Origin of the sequence: Aeoliella sp. (assembly GCF_965227375.1) — a bacterium.
GTDB lineage: Bacteria > Planctomycetota > Planctomycetia > Pirellulales > Lacipirellulaceae > Aeoliella.
In genome coordinates this window covers 1,532,882-1,549,305 of record NZ_CBDDFX010000002.1, presented here as the reverse complement: position 1 = coordinate 1,549,305, position 16,424 = coordinate 1,532,882, and the positions used below count along the sequence as shown (strand labels likewise).

15 protein-coding genes are annotated in these 16,424 nt (G+C 59.5%); 7 read left to right on the top strand and 8 right to left on the bottom strand.

Features of this window, described 5'->3' with window-relative positions; translation table 11 throughout:
- Window positions 1-23: 23 nt before the first annotated feature.
- Entirely contained in the window at window positions 24-1,376 is a 1,353-nt protein-coding gene (gene gdhA / locus ACQK2L_RS19275) for an NADP-specific glutamate dehydrogenase (RefSeq protein WP_425398669.1), read from the bottom strand.
- Window positions 1,377-1,644: 268 nt separating this feature from the next.
- Here gdhA and ACQK2L_RS19270 point away from each other — a divergent pair, with 268 nt between their 5' ends.
- Complete coding sequence (locus tag ACQK2L_RS19270) at window positions 1,645-2,151, top strand: hypothetical protein (protein ID WP_425398668.1); 507 nt, start codon at window positions 1,645-1,647, stop codon at window positions 2,149-2,151.
- Window positions 2,152-2,266: 115 nt separating this feature from the next.
- Window positions 2,267-3,709, top strand: a complete 1,443-nt coding sequence (locus tag ACQK2L_RS19265) for a magnesium chelatase (protein ID WP_425398667.1) — start codon at window positions 2,267-2,269, stop codon at window positions 3,707-3,709.
- A 111-nt stretch (window positions 3,710-3,820) separates the two neighbouring features.
- Here the strand turns inward: ACQK2L_RS19265 and ACQK2L_RS19260 are convergent, their stop codons facing one another.
- Together ACQK2L_RS19260 and ACQK2L_RS19255 are read right to left on the bottom strand one after the other, a co-directional pair.
- The gene (locus ACQK2L_RS19260) at window positions 3,821-6,889 is read right to left on the bottom strand and encodes a hypothetical protein (protein WP_425398666.1); all 3,069 of its coding nucleotides are present in this window, start codon (window positions 6,887-6,889) and stop codon (window positions 3,821-3,823) included.
- A gap of 513 nt (window positions 6,890-7,402) precedes the next feature.
- Entirely contained in the window at window positions 7,403-8,059 is a 657-nt protein-coding gene (locus ACQK2L_RS19255; RefSeq protein WP_425398665.1) for an intradiol ring-cleavage dioxygenase, read from the bottom strand.
- A 124-nt stretch (window positions 8,060-8,183) separates the two neighbouring features.
- Between ACQK2L_RS19255 and ACQK2L_RS19250 the strand changes: the two genes are divergently transcribed.
- On the top strand, window positions 8,184-8,789 hold the full coding sequence (locus ACQK2L_RS19250) for a nitroreductase family protein (protein WP_425398664.1): 606 nt from the start codon (window positions 8,184-8,186) through the stop codon (window positions 8,787-8,789).
- Window positions 8,790-8,820: 31 nt separating this feature from the next.
- On the opposite strand, the gene ACQK2L_RS19245 is transcribed toward ACQK2L_RS19250, so the two are convergent.
- Genes ACQK2L_RS19245 through ACQK2L_RS19235 form a run of 3 tightly spaced genes read right to left on the bottom strand, consistent with a single transcriptional unit; the run spans window position 8,821 to window position 10,786 of the window.
- Window positions 8,821-9,873, bottom strand: coding sequence for a type II secretion system F family protein (locus ACQK2L_RS19245; protein ID WP_425398663.1), 1,053 nt, complete (start codon window positions 9,871-9,873; stop codon window positions 8,821-8,823).
- Between the two features lie 12 nt (window positions 9,874-9,885).
- Complete coding sequence (locus ACQK2L_RS19240) at window positions 9,886-10,431, bottom strand: thermonuclease family protein (RefSeq protein WP_425398662.1); 546 nt, start codon at window positions 10,429-10,431, stop codon at window positions 9,886-9,888.
- Window positions 10,432-10,486: 55 nt separating this feature from the next.
- The gene (locus tag ACQK2L_RS19235; RefSeq protein ID WP_425398661.1) at window positions 10,487-10,786 is read right to left on the bottom strand and encodes a hypothetical protein; all 300 of its coding nucleotides are present in this window, start codon (window positions 10,784-10,786) and stop codon (window positions 10,487-10,489) included.
- 653 nt (window positions 10,787-11,439) lie between these two features.
- Here ACQK2L_RS19235 and ACQK2L_RS19230 point away from each other — a divergent pair.
- Window positions 11,440-12,063 carry an HNH endonuclease gene (locus ACQK2L_RS19230; RefSeq protein ID WP_425398660.1) on the top strand — a complete coding sequence of 208 codons (624 nt, stop codon included), beginning with the start codon at window positions 11,440-11,442 and terminating at the stop codon, window positions 12,061-12,063.
- 91 nt (window positions 12,064-12,154) lie between these two features.
- Here the strand turns inward: ACQK2L_RS19230 and ACQK2L_RS19225 are convergent, their stop codons facing one another.
- Window positions 12,155-12,433 carry a ferredoxin family protein gene (locus tag ACQK2L_RS19225; protein ID WP_425398659.1) on the bottom strand — a complete coding sequence of 93 codons (279 nt, stop codon included), beginning with the start codon at window positions 12,431-12,433 and terminating at the stop codon, window positions 12,155-12,157.
- Window positions 12,434-12,832: 399 nt separating this feature from the next.
- Here ACQK2L_RS19225 and ACQK2L_RS19220 point away from each other — a divergent pair, with 399 nt between their 5' ends.
- A complete protein-coding gene (locus tag ACQK2L_RS19220; protein WP_425398658.1) occupies window positions 12,833-13,399 on the top strand; it encodes an RNA polymerase sigma factor in 567 nt (188 codons plus the stop codon).
- 68 nt (window positions 13,400-13,467) lie between these two features.
- Here ACQK2L_RS19220 and ACQK2L_RS19215 read toward each other — a convergent pair whose 3' ends face one another.
- Window positions 13,468-14,025, bottom strand: coding sequence for a DNA-3-methyladenine glycosylase I (locus ACQK2L_RS19215; protein WP_425398657.1), 558 nt, complete (start codon window positions 14,023-14,025; stop codon window positions 13,468-13,470).
- Between the two features lie 96 nt (window positions 14,026-14,121).
- Between ACQK2L_RS19215 and mnmG the strand changes: the two genes are divergently transcribed.
- Both mnmG and ACQK2L_RS19205 read left to right on the top strand, forming a co-directional pair.
- The gene (gene mnmG, locus ACQK2L_RS19210) at window positions 14,122-15,924 is read left to right on the top strand and encodes a tRNA uridine-5-carboxymethylaminomethyl(34) synthesis enzyme MnmG (RefSeq protein ID WP_425398656.1); all 1,803 of its coding nucleotides are present in this window, start codon (window positions 14,122-14,124) and stop codon (window positions 15,922-15,924) included.
- Window positions 15,925-16,030: 106 nt separating this feature from the next.
- Window positions 16,031-16,402 (top strand): hypothetical protein, encoded by a 372-nt coding sequence (locus tag ACQK2L_RS19205; RefSeq protein ID WP_425398655.1) that lies wholly within the window; start codon window positions 16,031-16,033, stop codon window positions 16,400-16,402.
- The last annotated feature ends 22 nt before the right edge of the window (window positions 16,403-16,424 follow it).

The window sequence follows — 16,424 nt, the reverse complement described above, 5'->3', positions numbered from 1 at the left end:
ACCTGAGCAAGTGAGTAGTTGAGTTAAATCGCTCCGTAGGCCAACAATGCCTCGGCCACTTTGCGGAAGCCGGCGATGTTGGCGCCCAGGGCGTAGTTGACGTAACGGTGGTTGCCCCCTTCTTCGACGCAGCGGCGGTGGATGTCTTTCATGATGCTGTGCAAACGATGATCGACCTCTTCGGCGCTCCAGGTCACTCGCTGAGCGTTCTGCGCCTGCTCCAGGCCTGAAACGGCGACGCCACCGGCGTTGGCCGCCTTGCCCGGCCCAAACAGAACCTTCTCCTTGAGGAACGCGTGGGCGGCGGGCAGCTCACTGGGCATGTTAGCCCCTTCGCAGACAACTTGCACGCCGTTCTTGATGAGCGTCTTGGCGTCGTCCAAGTCGATCTCGTTCTGCGTGGCGCATGGCATCGCGATGTCGCATTCCACGCCCCAGGGCCGCTTGCCTTCAAAATACTTGGCGTGCTTGTAGCGATCGGCGTACTCGCTGATGCGGCCGCGGCGGACTTCTTTCAGGTCCTTGAGGTAGTCGACCTTATCCTCGTCCAGGCCGTCGGAGTCGTAGATGAAACCGCTGGAGTCGGAAGCCGCGACAACGTTGGCGCCCATCGCGACAAGCTTCTCCATGGCGTACAGCGCCACGTTGCCCGAGCCGGAGACCACGGCAGTTTTGCCCTCGACCGATTCGTCGACGTGCTGCAGCATGTTCTCGCAGAAGTACACGCAGCCGTACCCCGTGGCTTCGGTCCGAACGGGACTACCTCCGTAGGCAAGCCCTTTGCCGGTAAGCACGCCCGCGTAGCGATTGGCAACGCGTTTGTACTGCCCAAAGAGAAAACTGATCTCTCGAGCGCCGACGCCGATGTCGCCAGCGGGTACATCGACGTCCTCGCCAATGTGGCGATGCAGTTCGCACATCATCGCCTGACAGAATCGCATGATTTCGTCGGACGACTTGCCCTTGGGATTGAAATTGGCGCCGCCTTTTGCGCCGCCCATCGGCAGCCCGGTCAAGCTATTCTTGAAGATCTGCTCGAAGGCCAAGAACTTCAGCACGCTCAGCGAGACGTCCGAATGAAACCGCAGGCCGCCTTTGTAGGGGCCAATGGCATTGGAAAACTGCACCCGCCAGGCGCGGTTCACACGCACGTTGCCTTCGTCGTCCTGCCAGGTGACGCGAAAGGTGATGATGCGATCGGGCTCGGTCAGCCGCTCCAGGATTCGGGCGTGCTGGTAGTCGGGGTTGGCCTCCACAATGGGCATGACCGATTCGGCGAACTCCTGCACCGCCTGGTGAAACTCTTTCTGCCCTGGGTTCCTCCGCTTCAGGCCCTGCATGAAGTGCTTCAGGGCCGACTCCTTTTGTTCCGCCATGGTACGGGTCCTCACAAGCTGAAAACTGGGCGGCTTGTGTTGCGGCTTGTGCGCCTTGCCGCCCAGCGTTCATCGTCCTCCAATGGGGCCGTTGCGCCTAGCGGAGAAGGCGTCCGTTCGCGGCCGAGGGCGCCCTGCCAGCACCTGAGCGAAACATTCCCCATGCTGAGGTTGAGAAAAGGTTGCACCGCGGTGTATGTTAAGGGTTTGCGGCCGCACCGCCGCGCTGGGAGCTTTCACGGACTATTCGCAAATAAGGATGATAATCATGGTGGGATTTCGTTGGTCGTTGGCGTTGGTAGCGGTGGCCGGCCTGTCGATTGCTGGCTGCGGCGGCTCGGGTTCGGGTGACTCTGGCTCCGACACTGGTGGGGGCGACGCACATGCTGGACACGATCATGAGGGCCACGCCCACGCGGACCCCAAGAACTTGCACGAGGCAGCCGAGGTGCTCGCCGAAATGCGGGATGAACTTGCGGAAGCCTTCGAGAAGGCCGACGTGAAAGCCGTAGACGAAGTCATCCATGAAATGGGCCCCATGGTCAAGAAAGCCAAGGAGATGGTCGCTTCCTCAAATCTGGATCGCTACGCTCAAAACGATGTGGATGCGGCTCTCGATCAGATCAAGGAGGTTCTCGCTGAACTCCATCCCTCGCACGGCGCCGACGCCAAGGTCGACCCGGCCGACTACGATGCTCAGAAGGACAGCTTGAACGACGCACTGGAAAACCTCAAAAAGAACACTGCGGAGCCGGAAAAAGAAGCGGCCAACTAGTCGCTGGGGCGATTGGAACCCACTGTTGCAGATCCAATGCTTGGCGTCGGGTGCTGCGGCTCTATAATTGAGCATTCCACGCTCAATTTCCCGCCGCGCACCTTCAGAAGCCGCCATGCCTTCCGCTACCTCGCTCCCTTCCACCCTGGCCGAACTCCGCGAGTTTCACTGGCGCTCCAAGTCGGTGAAACAGGAAATCTGCGACAACTTCACCGCTCGGCTGGCCGCAGGCGACGAGCTTTACCCCGGCATCGTCGGCTACGACGAAACCGTGCTGCCGGAGATCAATATTGCGCTCTTGGCGCAGCACGATATTCTATTCCTCGGTGAAAAAGGGCAAGCCAAAAGCCGGCTGATGCGATTGCTGGCCAGCTTTCTGGACGACCACATTCCGTACATCGACGATCCGCAGATCCCGCTGCACGACGATCCGCTGCGGCCGATCACGCGCCGCGGCCGGCAACTGGTGGCCGAGTTGCCGCCCGAAGAACTGCCCATCGCGTGGTGGGCCAAGGAAGATCGCTACGCCGAGCGACTGGCACCCGGCACCAAGTTTGCCGACATCATCGGCGAGATCGACCCCTCCAAACTGGTGGGTGGGGTGAGCATGGGCACGGAGGAGGCGCTGCACTTCGGCCTGATCCCGCGGATGCACCGCGGCATCTTCGCGATGAACGAGCTACCAGAACTCGACGAGCTGGTGCAGGTCGGCCTGTTCAATATTCTGGAAGAACGCGACGTGCAAATTCGCGGCTATCCGGTGAAGTTCGACATCGACGTGATGATCCTGTTTTCGGCCAACCCCGCCACCTACAACCGTAGCGGCAAGGTGATCCCGCAGCTCAAGGACCGCATCGGGTCGGTGATCCACACCCATTACCCCCTGGAGCGCGATCTGGGCATCGCCATCATGGAGCAGGAGGTGGTCGGCGGCGGCGATAGCCGCGAGTCAAGCCAGGACTCGGTGGGCCCGGAAGTGGTGGTGCCGTACTTCATGAAGGAGCTGATTGAGGAAATCAGCCGCGCGGCGCGGAACTCCAAGTTCATCGATCACGAGTCGGGCGTTAGCGCGCGACTGTCGATTGCCAACTACCGCACGATGCTGGCCAGCGCCAAGCACCGCGCAGCCGTACTGGGCGAGTCGCCCGCGGTGCCGCGGATCAGCGACCTGGGGCACTTGTATTCCAGCTCGCTTGGTAAGCTGGAACTCGACCTGATGGGCTCGCACCAAATGAGCGAGCGACAAGTGCTCGACTCGGTGCTGGCCGAGGCCGTGGCCACCGTATTTGCCGAGTACGTCGAGGAGCATGGCCTGGCCGAGATCGCCCAGATATTCTCACAAGGCGTGAGGATCGAAGTGGGCGACATGCTCCCTTCGAGCCACTACGCCCGGCTGCTCGAGCGAGTGCCGCCGGTGTGGGATAAAGCGTTTGAAGTGAACGCCGCCGAGAACGAAGCGGTACGCGCCAGCTGCGTCGAATTCGTCCTGGCTGGCCTGTACGCCACCGACCGCATCAGCCGCAGCCAGACGCACGGGCGGATTGAGTACGAATTCTAGGCCTCCCGTACGATGACCACCTCGGCAGTAGCAACGCGAGGTACGGCCGGTTCGGCCATACTACGAGTGACTCGCTCTCCTCTGGCCTTGCGTAGCCGCACTTAACCCTGGCTACCGACGGACAGAATCGACTATCCGTCGTAGACTCTTCGCCTTGAGCCCCAGGCACAGCACCAGGAGCAGGCATGCCGACGTTGGCTCTGGAATTGCCACGACCGTAAGTCGCAAGGACTGCATGCCGGCGTCCGGCCCTTGGGCGAGGGTGACGACTTCGAAATATCCGTCGAATTGCTGAGTGAAGAACCTTGCACCCGCGACATCGATCGAGTTCCCGACAACCAAGTCGAACGTGTCGCCAGCCCGAACGCTTGCCATGGCAGTCAACTCCGCCACCACATCTCCACGCAAAGTGGCAACGTCGGTCCGAATCAGGTCAGCTTCTGCGTTGTCTCCTCCCTGAATCTCCAACAAGAGTGTCCCACCGGCAAGTTGATTGAGCCTATCAATCGAAAGGGTGCCGATGCTCTCCCCCGGTGAGATCAATCCCGAATTATTGGTAACGGTTGCTTCGACGCTCCCTACGCCGGAGAGAGTTCCTTCCAGCAGTGCAATCGACTCATGAGATACACCATTGAGAACTAGCTCTTGCTGCCGCGAAAGTAACAGCGACCGACTCGTGGTCCTCAACTCGACTTTTTGCCCGATCTCGAGCACAAGTTGACCGGCTGCCGTTCCTTGTATCTGTGAGGGCACAAGAACTTGCCCTTTTCCGTCGAAGCTCAGGTGAGCATCGGTAGCGGTGGAAGTGATCTCAGCGAAGATCAACGTGCTATCATCGAGCTCGATGGACAGACTCTCCTCCATTTGGATCCCAGCGTTGAAGGCAACTTCAGAATACCCTAGCACTTGGAGCACCGAATCATTTTCAAAGTAGGCAGTCCCACCGATATCGAACATCATGGGATCAACAGTTGACTCATCGCTAACATTGTAGGTATCTCCGAAGTAGTCAAACATCAGAAGCCGACTTTCTCCTGAGAACAAGAGTTCCGTCTGCGTGGCCGCTCCGAGAATGGGTGCTCCCGAAACACCCAAGTCGCCTCCAACAATCCTCACCTGAGATGGCGTCTCAAACATCTGGCCACTACCTCGGACGCCGTAATACCATCCCCCCACCAGCTTTGCCTGCGAATGTACCGTGATGCTGCTTTGGGTTCCGAGAGACTCTTCACTCGCGATAAGCGCCCCTTCTTCAACAACGATACTCCCCGTAAAGTTTTCAGCGGACTCCTCTAGATAGCCAATCCCCTCAGTGGTCTTCCTGAATGACCCGTCACCGGTCAGAGAGATCTCGATTCTTCCATTCGTGAGTTCGAATTCGTCGGCATCCAACAGAACCTTCGAAGGTGCACCACTTATGTTGGACTTTGGAGAGTAGAGTCTGCCTTCGTTGACCACCACACGAGACACCAACGCCGGGCGGGTCGCGGTGTAGTCGAATCGCACAATGCCACCCTCTACAATCAACTCCGTCCCTACCGGCAGAGCTTGCTCGCTCTCTATCGCCAACGTCGCCTGTGACACGGTAGGACCGGTATAAGAGTTCGCCCCCGTGAGAGCGATGCTCCCATTGACGACAATTCCGACACTCCCCCCATCGACGTTGTCAGCGATGTTCGCCGCGATCGTCGATTTTCCACCATGACCGTAAGCGTAGATCATTGCGGATTCGGATCCAGCACCGGCGGTGAGGCTGCCATTGAGCAGTGAGCTATTGTCGGCAAACACGAGTGCCCCTTGTCCAAGACGCAGTGCATGCCCCCCCAAATCAATAGTCCCGCCACCCTTGGTAACTAAACTTGCAACTGTATGATCGGCGGACAACGGAGCTGCGCTCGTAAACCACACGTGATCTGTGGCAGCGGCCCCTTCAATCACCGCAGGCCGAACGATCCGATTGCCCAGTCCTACAACACCATCCACTGGATCGTAAGTGGCCAGGTCGGTACTCCCGGAAGTAGTAATAGCCCACGGCCCGATAATGGAATTCTCCAAAGCAGGCGCCTCGGCAAAGCCGATGCTCATCGGGTTACCAGGTCGATTTCTGAACGCAAGCGTCGAGAACCCCATTCGCTGCAGCGATTCGAAACGCAATCGGGCGTTGAAACTGTCGAAAGCGATTACCTGTGAATACCCCTGCTCCAGCTGTAAGCTTCCAACTCGCTCTTCGAAGGACCCCGGGCCGAACAACTCGACAACACCGCCATAGCTAACAATGGGTATATCGTCTCCAAGGCGGTCAGCGACGATAGAATCCGAGCCGTTGATGAACTGCAGCCAATCATCGTCGTGCAATTCAATTCGGCTGGTCGAGTGCAGAGATCCTTGATCCGATAGCCGAAGCCGGGTGCCTTCTTTTAGACCAGTTAGCACCGTTGCGCCGGAATAGGTATGGCCACTTGTTCGTATATCAATCGTTCCTTCGAAAATGTCTAATCGTCCTCCGTGAATGCTCCCAAGGATACCAAAGGTACTTCGACCGCTGATGGTTGCCCCTTGATCCCCCAGATGAATATCGGAACTCAGACTAATTCCGGTGGAAGAGTCGCCTACCAAAGCACCCTGCTTGGCGAAACCATGTCCGTTATTCAGGTGAACGTCGTCCCCAACAACTCCCTGAATGGACAAGTCGGCAAATTCATTGTTCTCGACAACGATGCTGCCGGTATTGTCATCGGAGTTGATATCACTGAGCCCTAGCGACCCTTGGCGAATTCGGAATTGGTACGCCTCACTGGATGGGTAAAGGACGAAGCGTGCCGCTTGATACCCCGATTTGATAACATCTCCACCAACCTGGATTCCTTCGCTGCTCCCACCACCAGATCCGATAGTGCCGGATATCAGGTCAAAGTCCCCTTCGACGACAACACCTCCGCGAATCTCCGTGTAGTATCCGCGGCTGGTGTAGTGGTCAACGAAAAGGCGGGAGTCCACCTCGAATACCCTGCCGCCAAACTCGAATTCGTTAACCGTGGCATTGGTGTTGAGCGTGACCCGGCCAGAGTCTATCAGCACATTGAATTCAGTTAGGCGTGAGTTTCGAGGGACTACTGCCGGCTGCCACTTGCTGGTGTCGCTCCACAATCCTTCCCCTCCTAGCCAAGTACTCTCAATCACCGGCAGGCTCTGATCCACGCCTGCCCCGAAGCAGCGACCGGATCCGCCAGAGAAACCACACAAGGCAACGATGCACCAGAGTGAGACGGTAGCAGATGCTGGAGGCCTGAGCGCAGGAATCAGTTTCATTGGTCGGAACGGGGGTATGGGTGAGGTCGAGTGAGGGGGGGGCAGCAAGGCCATGAAGCGATTAGCATGGCCGGGGAAGGAGGGAAACTCTTGAATGCAATCGGTGCGTTCGCCGAAACTGAGCGAACTCCCTCTGCTAGAAGTGGCCATGGTACATGCCCCGACGACCAGGCAAAAGCCTGAGGGCACCATCGTACGATAGGTGGCCTTCAACGGAAATGCAACTCGCATCCCGCGAATTCCGATGAATCAAATTCCGAAAAGCCGGACTGCGGCAAACTAGATGAAACGGATGAGTTTCCAAGATGGCGATTTCGGCGGTGTTCAAAGCGTCCGACCTGACCATCGCCAAGATTCAAGTCGGTGCGGCCCAAGCAGGGCGTTTCAACTCTCCTCTGGCGTCACGCCCAGCACGATGTCGAACTCGGCTTCCAGTTCGTTGAGCTTCGAGCCTTCGAGCGGAGCAAACTTGCTCGTAACCAGTTTGCTCGACTCGCCCAGGCGGCGGTAGATGCCGTCGCGGGCGTTCTGCTTTTCGCCATCGACGAACAGTTGAGTGGTAAGTTGTCGCTTGCCATTCTGGTTCACCGCGAAGTGGATGTGCGGCGTGCGGCCGGGGTAGGGCACCGGCTTCACGGTGCGGAAGTAGTACTCGCCCGACTTGCCGGTCAGGAAGCGGCCGAAGCCCTGGAAGTTCTTGTCGCGCTCGCCGTTACCACCGCTGCGGCTGTGCAGGTAGACGCCATTGCCGTCGACTTGCCAGATCTCGACCACCGCGTTACGCACTGGATGGCCACTGGAGTCGAGCACGCGCCCGCTAAGGTGCGTGATCTGTCCCACGGCTGGCGTGAGGTCGTCGTTGAGGATGAGCAGGTCGTTGTCGGTGTCGAGCGGGAGCTTATCGGGATAGAAAGGCCCTTCGGTCATCCGAGGCGTCTTCGATAGCTCTTCGGCCAGCAAGCCGGGCGTGGTGAAAGCCGCAGCGGCGAAGGCCGAGTACTGCAAAAACTGACGCCGGTCGGCGGTGTGTGGTCCGGGCATACTTACCAACTCCGTATTAAGTACCTATAAATCCTCTATCGACACGATGGCATTCTACCCGAACCCCGGCGGGAACTCCAAGTTTCGCTGGCAGCCTTTCCGCAAGTAATAGGAATTTTGCTCTATGGACACAATTTCCGCCATTACCGAACGCCGTAGCGTCAAAAAGTACGACACTTCGTTCACCATGCCCGAGGAGGACGTGGAGAAGCTGCTCGATCTGGCGCTGCTGTCGCCCACGTCGTTCAACATCCAGAATTGGCGGTTCGTGGTGGTGCGCGATCCAGAGCAGAAGAAGAAGCTCCGCGAGGCCGCCTGGAATCAAGCGCAAGTGGAAGATGCTCAACTGGCGATCGTCATCTGCGGAGACATCCGCGCGTGGGCCAAATCGCCTGAGCGGTATTGGCGAAACGCGCCTGAGGAAGCGCAAAACGTATTGGTGCCGATGATTGGCAACTTCTACGAGAATGCTGGACCGCAGGTGCAGCGCGACGAAGTAATGCGGAGCGGCGGAATCGCTGCCCAAACGTTGATGCTGGCCGCCAAGGCAATGGGCTACGACTCGAATCCCATGATCGGCTTCGATCCGCAACAGGTGGCGGATCTGATTAAGCTGCCGGAAGACCACGAGATTGCAATGATGCTGGTCATCGGCAAGGCCGCCGAACCTGCCCGTCCGCGTGGTGGTCAACTCGACAAGAGCGAGGTGGTGTTCCGGGATTCGTTTTGAGGGAAGCGTGAGTAGGTGAGTAGGGGCTTGCCTAGAGGGTCATCTCCGTGGCCTGCTTGATGGGGTTCAGATAGAAGACGATGAACAAGCGGAAGATCATCATGATGATCAGCCCCGCCACCAGGACCCACACGGCGATGCCGGCGGCGACGGCCAGCCACTTCATGGCCGATTCGGCCTCGCCCTCGTATTGATTGGCGAGTCGGGCCATCGACTCGGAGATCTGCCCGCTCTCTTCGGCCACCGCCAGCGCATCAAGGAACGGTGGCGGAAACGCCCCGGTGTTGGCGAACGCCAAGTGCAGCGGATGGCCGGCCTCGACGTCGGCCACCATCTGCTTGGTGTGCTGGATGTAATAATCGTTGCCGGTCGACATGAGCACTAGCGGTACCAATTCCCGCAAGTCCATTTCGACGTTCAGCAGCAAATGAAGTGTCCAGGCCACTTGGGCAAGGCAGATTTTTTGGATCGAGGTGCCCACGCCTGGCAGCTTCGTGACGAAACGCTGCACGGGACGTATCCATAGCACGCCGCGCCGCATGGCGGCCACCGCTGCGGCGATGGCCAGGCAGATGGCGATGATCAAGTTGGCGTAGATGATCACACCGCGGGTGCCGATGAGCCCAATCCCCAAGGGGTCGATCGGGTTGCCGTCCAGGTCCTTGGCATCCAGCGCGCCGAGAATCCAGATCAACAGCCCGATAATGACAATGGCCAAAAACAGTTGCAGCATCGGCCAAGCCAGCAGGCCGAGAAACGTCCGCATCAGTTGATGGCGCACCTTGTAATGGTGCTCGAGCTTGTGCAGCACCTCGGCGGTCTGGCCGGTTCGCTCGCCGACGTCCACCATCTGCAGAAACAGCCGCGGGAATAGGTTGCCGGTTTTAGCCAGCGACGTGGCGAACGGATCGCCCTGCTCGATGCCGTCCTGCACCAAGCGGAACTGCTCGCGGACGCGACTCGGTGCGTTCTCGGCTTCCCGCTTCCAGACTTTGCGGATGTCGACACCGGCGGCCAGACCCACCGCCAAGCGGTGGCTGAGGTCGGATAGGCGTTTGCCGGAAATGTGGGGAGCGAAGAACATGAGGCTTTGATTTTAATCGCTAACCGCGCCGGCAGGTATTGCAGCGGACCAAATTCCCAGCCCCGCCTCGCGTGCCTGCTGCTGGGCGGCAGCCAGGCGTCGTTTCATTGTACCGCTATACCGGTAGTCGAGCCGAGCCCGGGCCAGCCCCGCTCGCACGAGTTCTTCGTTCAACATCACCTCGTCGTGCCACACAAACGCCAAATGCCGGCCGTAGGAGTCGAGCCGCTCGGCGCCGAAGGTGAGCGAGACCTCGTCGCGGGCTTGGGCAATGAACCGCTCGGTAAACTCGGTGGCTTCGGGGCCCCAGGGCTCGACCGGGTAGTCGGGTCGCACCGTTTCCGGCGTATCGATGCCCTGCAGGCGGATGCGCTCGCCGGTCGCGAGCTTCAACGTGTCGCCATCCACCACGCGCTCCACGCGGTGCTGCCCTTCGGCCAGCGGCGCGCGGTCGGGCACGTCGGGCGTGCTCCACAGCGCACGCATGACGAGTAGCACGCCCAGCAGCACAATCCACCAGTAGATACGGAACAGATTGCGAGAGTATCGCCGCGACATGCGTGCGCTTCTTGATTTGCTCGTCGAGCGCGGCGATGGGTGCGAGAACTAGAGGTCAGTTGTTACTGAACCCCAACTCCACCTGTGCAGCGCGTCCCAGAGGATTGTTCACAAACCGTTCGCGACAGTCGCTACACAGATCGAAGCGAGCTTGTTGATAGACTTCGTCTTGCAACGGATCCAAGTCTTCGTCGCGAGAGATCATCTCTTCGATTTCTTGCAGATAGTCGCGGTCTTCGTCGATGGCCTCTTCACCGGCATCCGCGGCTGCAAACACTTCCATCCGGACCACGTAACGAATCTCAGTGTCCAGATCGATTTCTCGTTTGCAGCAATCGCAAGTGAAATGAATCATGTGTCGTGTTCCTCGGTTCCTTCTCGGACGAGACAAGCCAGTTACTTCCTCCCTGACCCCTGCATTGCTTCATGTTACTGACTGCGACACCGGCGAGGCAAGGCAAAAGTTGTACTGGCACAATCTGGGCTGACCACTGCAAATCAGGGGCCGAAAGCTCCGCAGATTCTTTTGCGCGCAAACGATTCGATGTGAATTCTCCCACTTCAAACGAGGCGGAAAGCTGCACACTTCCCTGCGGAACTCGCGAACCCGCACGCAATGTGGGCTGTCTGAAGTTTCGATGAAGAGTTCGGTAATTGGCCTGGTTCGGCTGGTCCCGGGTTCGTGGATGGACTAAAATCTAGGCAGTAAGAGCATGAGTTGTAATCACTCACCTCTCTGCTGTTCCTTTGCTTTCTCGACGGTGAAACGCAGGCAATGGTAAGCGAGATCGGTCCAACCCACTCTCTCCGGTGGCCTTCGGCCACAGCCGCCCGCGCTTTGTTTCCGTACTCTGATATCGCCTCCGTGTGTGACGGTGGAGCACGCTTCGGCTCGCTGTTGCGCACCTCCGTATCCCCAGTTTTAACGAATCGACATCCGAGTGCGACGCCATCGCCGGAGCTTTCTGGCTGGCCAAGCACCCCCAGTACCACACCCCCATTGAGACGATGGCAGACACTGCGTTGAGTTCGAGTGTTTTGGTATTGAACCGACAGTACATGGCGGTTCACGTGGTGGATGTACGTCGTGCTTTTGCTCTGTTGATCCGTGAGCTTGCCGAGGTCATCCACATCGAAGACGGCCAGTACGGCAACTACGACTTCGAGTCGTGGCGCGAAATCAGCGAGCTCCAGGCCGAGTATAAGGAGCCGCACCAGGACTGGATTCGCAGTGTGAACTTCGAACTCCAGGTGCCGCGTGTGCTGCGCTTGTTGTACTACGATCGTGTGCCCAAGCAGCGGGTGCGCTTGAACCGTCGCAACCTGTTTGCGCGTGACGGCAACCGCTGCCAGTACTGCGGTAAGCACTTCCCCACCAGCGAGTTGAGCATCGACCACGTCGTGCCAAGTTGCCGTGGTGGTGAGACCACTTGGGAAAACGTGGTCTGCGCCTGCGTGAAGTGCAACGTCCGTAAGGGCGGTCGCACGCCGCAGCAGGCCGGTATGACGCTATACCGCAAGCCGGTGCGGCCACGCCGCAGCCCGCTGTTGGCCATCAAGTTGGGCAACCCCAAGTACGCCAGCTGGAAGACCTTCCTGGACGCTGCGTACTGGTCGGTCGACTTGAAGTAGCCTTGGTAAAGAACAATAGCCCCGAGCACTTGCTCGGGGCTATTGGTTTTTCATCAGGTTGTTTCGCAGCAAGTCGCCGCGATCTGCGGGCCTAGCTGTCGGCCAGCGGCTCTTTCTTCTCGGTAATCACTTCGCACTGCGGCGCCATTTCGGCGTTTAGCGCGGTGTAGTCTTTCCACTCGTCCGGAACGTTATCCTCGTGGAAGATCGCCTCCACGGGGCACTCCGGCACGCAGGCTTCGCAGTCGATGCATTCGTCGGGATGGATGTACAGAATCTGCTCGGCTTCGTAAAAGCACTCTACCGGGCACACAACCACGCAGTCCGTATACTTGCAGTTAAAGCACGGTTCGCAAACAACGTGCGTCATTCGTTTGTCCTCTCTAACAAAAGGGTGGCGCCGGCCCCGCGGCCATACAAACCCAGTGGCCATTCAAACCTTTACGGCACAATCACTTACAATTCTTTAGCGAATGCCCGTACGACCCCGATCCTAGTGATATTTTGCGTAGGGTGTCAAGCGGACGGGGGGCGAAAATGCGGGCGGTTTTGGGTTTGGTGGCCCGCAGCGAACCATTCGCCTTGCCTCGGGCCGCGCCGCTACCTAGAATCGAATAATAGGGGCCAGGGAAGCAGGAGTTGGGTGTTCGCTTGTTGCCAGGAGCGGAATCTGCCCACCTTTTGATATTAGCGGGGCATGGGACAAGCGCCGCCCACACCTGAGGCAGCGTGCTTTTACCATCCCTTCAACTCCGCGGAGTGACCTGACGTGGCGCTCTCTGAAATCGATCGCAACCTTATCGACCGCTGCTTGTCCCACAAGCCACACGCTTGGGAGGACTTTGTCGATCGGTTTATGGGCCTGGTGGTCCACGTGGTGAACCACACAGCCCAGAATCGTTCGATGCGACTCTCGCTCTCCGATCGCGAAGATCTGGTCGCCGAGGTGTTCTTCACGTTAGTCGACAACGACCTGGCCGTGCTCCGTCACTTCCGAGGCGAAAGCTCGCTGGCCACGTACCTCACGGTCATCGCCCGCCGCGTGGTGGTTCGCAAACTGGTAAGTGCTCCACACTCCGCTGCCCCGCTGGACGATGGGCAGATGCCAGAGAATGCCACCAGCGTCGAGCAACGCATCGAGGATCAGGAAGAAGTGGCTCAGATGCTCGAGTCGCTCGCCGGCACCGAAGCCGATGTGGTTCGCATGTACCACATGGAAGGCAAAACCTACGGTGAAATTAGCCAGGCGATTGACGTTCCTGAAAACAGCATCGGCCCCATGCTCAGCCGCGCACGCACGAAACTGCGCTCGCGTGTGGATCGGGCGACGAGTTAGGTCAAAATACCGCGACTGTTGGTCGCGTACCGTGCGCCGTAACTGCGCAGGCTTGTTACGGCCTACGCCTACACTTGTTTGTGGCGGAAGCAGCTTGTCAGGTGGTCGTTTACCATGCCGACGGCTTGCATGAACGCGTAGCACGTAGTGGGCCCCACGAAACGGAAGCCGGCTTTCTTCAGAGCTTTGCTCATCGCGCGGCTTTCGTCGGTTTCGGCCGGGATGTCGCCCATCGAACGCCAGCGATTTTTGATCGGCTTGCCATCGACGAATTGCCACACAAAATCGGCCAGTGAACCATGCTCGGCCTGCACCGCCAGCACCGCCTTGGCGTTGTTGATGGTCGACTCGATCTTGCCACGGTGCCGGACGATGCTCGCGTCGCCCAAGAGCTTCTCGACCTTCGCCGCTGTGAACCTCGCCACCTTCGCGGGGTCAAACTCACGAAAGGCCCGACGGTAGCCCTGTCGTTTGTTCAGAATGGTGCTCCAACTGAGCCCCGCCTGGGCCCCCTCGAGCGTGATCATCTCGAATAGATGCGAATCGTCCCACGACGGAACACCCCACTCGGCGTCGTGGTATTCGGTTTCCGCGGTGCTCGCCAGCGCCCAGTCGCATCGTTTCATACTTCGTTCCACCGCAAGGGGATTTCAGCTAAGTGAGTCCAGAAGGTATCCTAAGTGTTCCGCTTAGCATAGTCGTCGATCTCCCCCTCCCTCAAAATGTCCATTTACCAGTTCGATGTCGTTGTAGTCGGCGCCGGTCACGCAGGGACCGAGGCGGCGCTAGCGGCTGCGCGGATGGGGGCGAAGACCGCGCTCTTGACGACCAACTGCGACACGGTGGGGCAGATGAGCTGCAACCCGGCCATTGGCGGGGTGGGCAAGGGGCAAATCGTTCGCGAGATCGACGCGTTGGGCGGCGCCATGGGGCAGGCGATCGACGCCACCGGCATTCAGTTCCGCATGTTGAATCGCCGCAAGGGCCCCGCGATGCACAGCCCTCGCGCCCAGGCGGATAAGAAGGCGTACCAGGCCGAGATCAAGCGGATTGTCGAGTCGCAGCCCAACCTCTCGCTACGGCAAGAGGTGGTCGAAGACATAGAAATCGAACACGGCGAAGCACGCGGCGTATCCGTTCGCGGCGGCGCAACGTATCGTGCGCCGGCCGTGATTCTCACCACCGGCACGTTCCTGCAAGCCTTGATGCACACCGGCGAGGCGAAAACCGAAGGCGGAAGGGCAGGGGAGGGGACCACCGCGGGCATCAGTGGGGCGCTCGGTCGCCTGGGCATTCGGCTCGAGCGATTCAAAACTGGCACGCCGCCGCGACTTAACGGCCGCACCATCGACTACGATCGCACCGAACTACAGCCGGGCGACGAGCGGCCGCAGCCGTTTTCGTTCCTGACCGACGAGTTCGACGTCGAGCAACTGCCGTGCTACATCACGCACACCAACCAAGCGGTGCACGATCTGATCACCGCCAATTTGCACCGCGCGCCGATGTACAGCGGGCAGATCAACACCAGTGGCCCGCGGTATTGCCCCAGCATCGAAGACAAGATCGTTCGCTTCGCCGACAAGCAGCAGCATCAATTGTTTCTCGAGCCCGAGGGCCGCAACACGCACGAGGTGTACGTCAACGGCGTCTCGACCAGCCTGCCGCGCGACGTGCAGGACCAGATGTTCGAGCTCATCCCGGGCCTCGAGCGGGCCGAGATCATGCGGTACGGCTACGCGGTGGAGTACGACTACGCCCCGCCCGACCAGTTGACGCCATGGCTCGAAACGAAGTGCTGCCGCGGATTGTTCCTCGCCGGGCAGATCAACGGCACCACCGGCTACGAGGAGGCTGGCGCGCAAGGGCTAATCGCCGGCGCGAACGCTGCTCGCAAGCTAGCCGGCAGCGAGCCGCTCATCCTGTCGCGCGATCAGGCGTACATGGGCGTGTTGATCGACGACCTGGTGACATGCGGCGTCGACGAGCCCTACCGCATGTTCACCAGCCGCGCCGAATACCGCCTGCTGCTGCGGCACGACAATGCCGACCGCCGGTTGACGCCGCTGGCGCACGAAGTCGGCCTGGCCAGCGACGATCGATTGGAGCGGCTCAACGCCAAGCTCACAGCGATCGACCAGGCCAAGCAGGTGCTCAACACCACCACGCACGAAGGTGGCCCGCTGGCAAAGTATCTGCGCCGGCCGGAGGTGACCTGGGACGACGTGGTCGCGGTCGCGCCGGCGCTCGGCACGATCGACACCACGGCCGCCGAACAGGCGTTGTGGGACATCAAGTACGAAGGCTACATCGCCCGGCAGCAAACCGAAGTCGACCGCCAAGGCCGGCTGGCCGCCAAGCGAATCCCGGTGCAGTTCGACTATCACACCCTCGGCCAACTACGCATGGAAGCCCGCGAGAAGCTCACGAAGATCCGCCCCGTGAACCTCGCCCAAGCCAGCCGCATCAGCGGCATCACGCCAGCGGATATTGCGCTATTGATCGCGCATATGGAGGGAAAATGACCAATTCCCAATTTACAATGACCAAGGTTCAATAGTCGTAGTCAGCGGCTGCGAACAATTCATTGGTCATTGTTAATTCGTCATTGGTCATTCTCCCATCTCGGCCGTGAAGTACTTCAAACTGCTGCTCCTGCTCGCCATATCCTGGTGCGTGATGACCACCACGCACGAGTTGGGGCATCTACTGGGCGGTTGGTGCACCGGTGGCAAGTTGGTCGATGTGGAGTTGCGGCCGTGGCGGTTGCCGCATAGCCGGTTCTCGCCTGATCCGCGGCCGCTCGTCACGCTTTGGAGTGGGCCGGTGTTTGGTATCGTCGCGCCGGTGGTGCTGGCGGCGGTGATCCAGCGGCGGTGGGCGTGGTTTGTTGCCAATTTCTGCGTGCTGGCCAATGGCGTCTACCTGGCGCTCGCCTGGCTATCGGGCGACCGCTGGCTCGATACGCCAGGCTGCTGGCCGCAGGAGCAAGCCCGCTGGTGATTGCCGCGTTCTGTGCAGCAAC

What these genes read in the sequence shown, in the direction of transcription:
- ACQK2L_RS19265 (WP_425398667.1), top strand. Translation starts at nt 2,267, where the DNA reads ATGCCTTCCGCTACCTCGCTCCCTTCCACCCTGGCCGAACTCCGCGAG.
- ACQK2L_RS19255 (WP_425398665.1), bottom strand. Translation starts at nt 8,059, where the DNA reads ATGCCCGGACCACACACCGCCGACCGGCGTCAGTTTTTGCAGTACTCG.
- ACQK2L_RS19245 (WP_425398663.1), bottom strand. Translation starts at nt 9,873, where the DNA reads ATGTTCTTCGCTCCCCACATTTCCGGCAAACGCCTATCCGACCTCAGC.
- mnmG (WP_425398656.1), top strand. Translation starts at nt 14,122, where the DNA reads ATGTCCATTTACCAGTTCGATGTCGTTGTAGTCGGCGCCGGTCACGCA.
- ACQK2L_RS19240 (WP_425398662.1), bottom strand. Translation starts at nt 10,431, where the DNA reads ATGTCGCGGCGATACTCTCGCAATCTGTTCCGTATCTACTGGTGGATT.
- ACQK2L_RS19270 (WP_425398668.1), top strand. Translation starts at nt 1,645, where the DNA reads ATGGTGGGATTTCGTTGGTCGTTGGCGTTGGTAGCGGTGGCCGGCCTG.
- ACQK2L_RS19225 (WP_425398659.1), bottom strand. Translation starts at nt 12,433, where the DNA reads ATGACGCACGTTGTTTGCGAACCGTGCTTTAACTGCAAGTATACGGAC.
- ACQK2L_RS19230 (WP_425398660.1), top strand. Translation starts at nt 11,440, where the DNA reads ATGGCAGACACTGCGTTGAGTTCGAGTGTTTTGGTATTGAACCGACAG.
- ACQK2L_RS19235 (WP_425398661.1), bottom strand. Translation starts at nt 10,786, where the DNA reads ATGATTCATTTCACTTGCGATTGCTGCAAACGAGAAATCGATCTGGAC.
- gdhA (WP_425398669.1), bottom strand. Translation starts at nt 1,376, where the DNA reads ATGGCGGAACAAAAGGAGTCGGCCCTGAAGCACTTCATGCAGGGCCTG.
- ACQK2L_RS19215 (WP_425398657.1), bottom strand. Translation starts at nt 14,025, where the DNA reads ATGAAACGATGCGACTGGGCGCTGGCGAGCACCGCGGAAACCGAATAC.
- ACQK2L_RS19250 (WP_425398664.1), top strand. Translation starts at nt 8,184, where the DNA reads ATGGACACAATTTCCGCCATTACCGAACGCCGTAGCGTCAAAAAGTAC.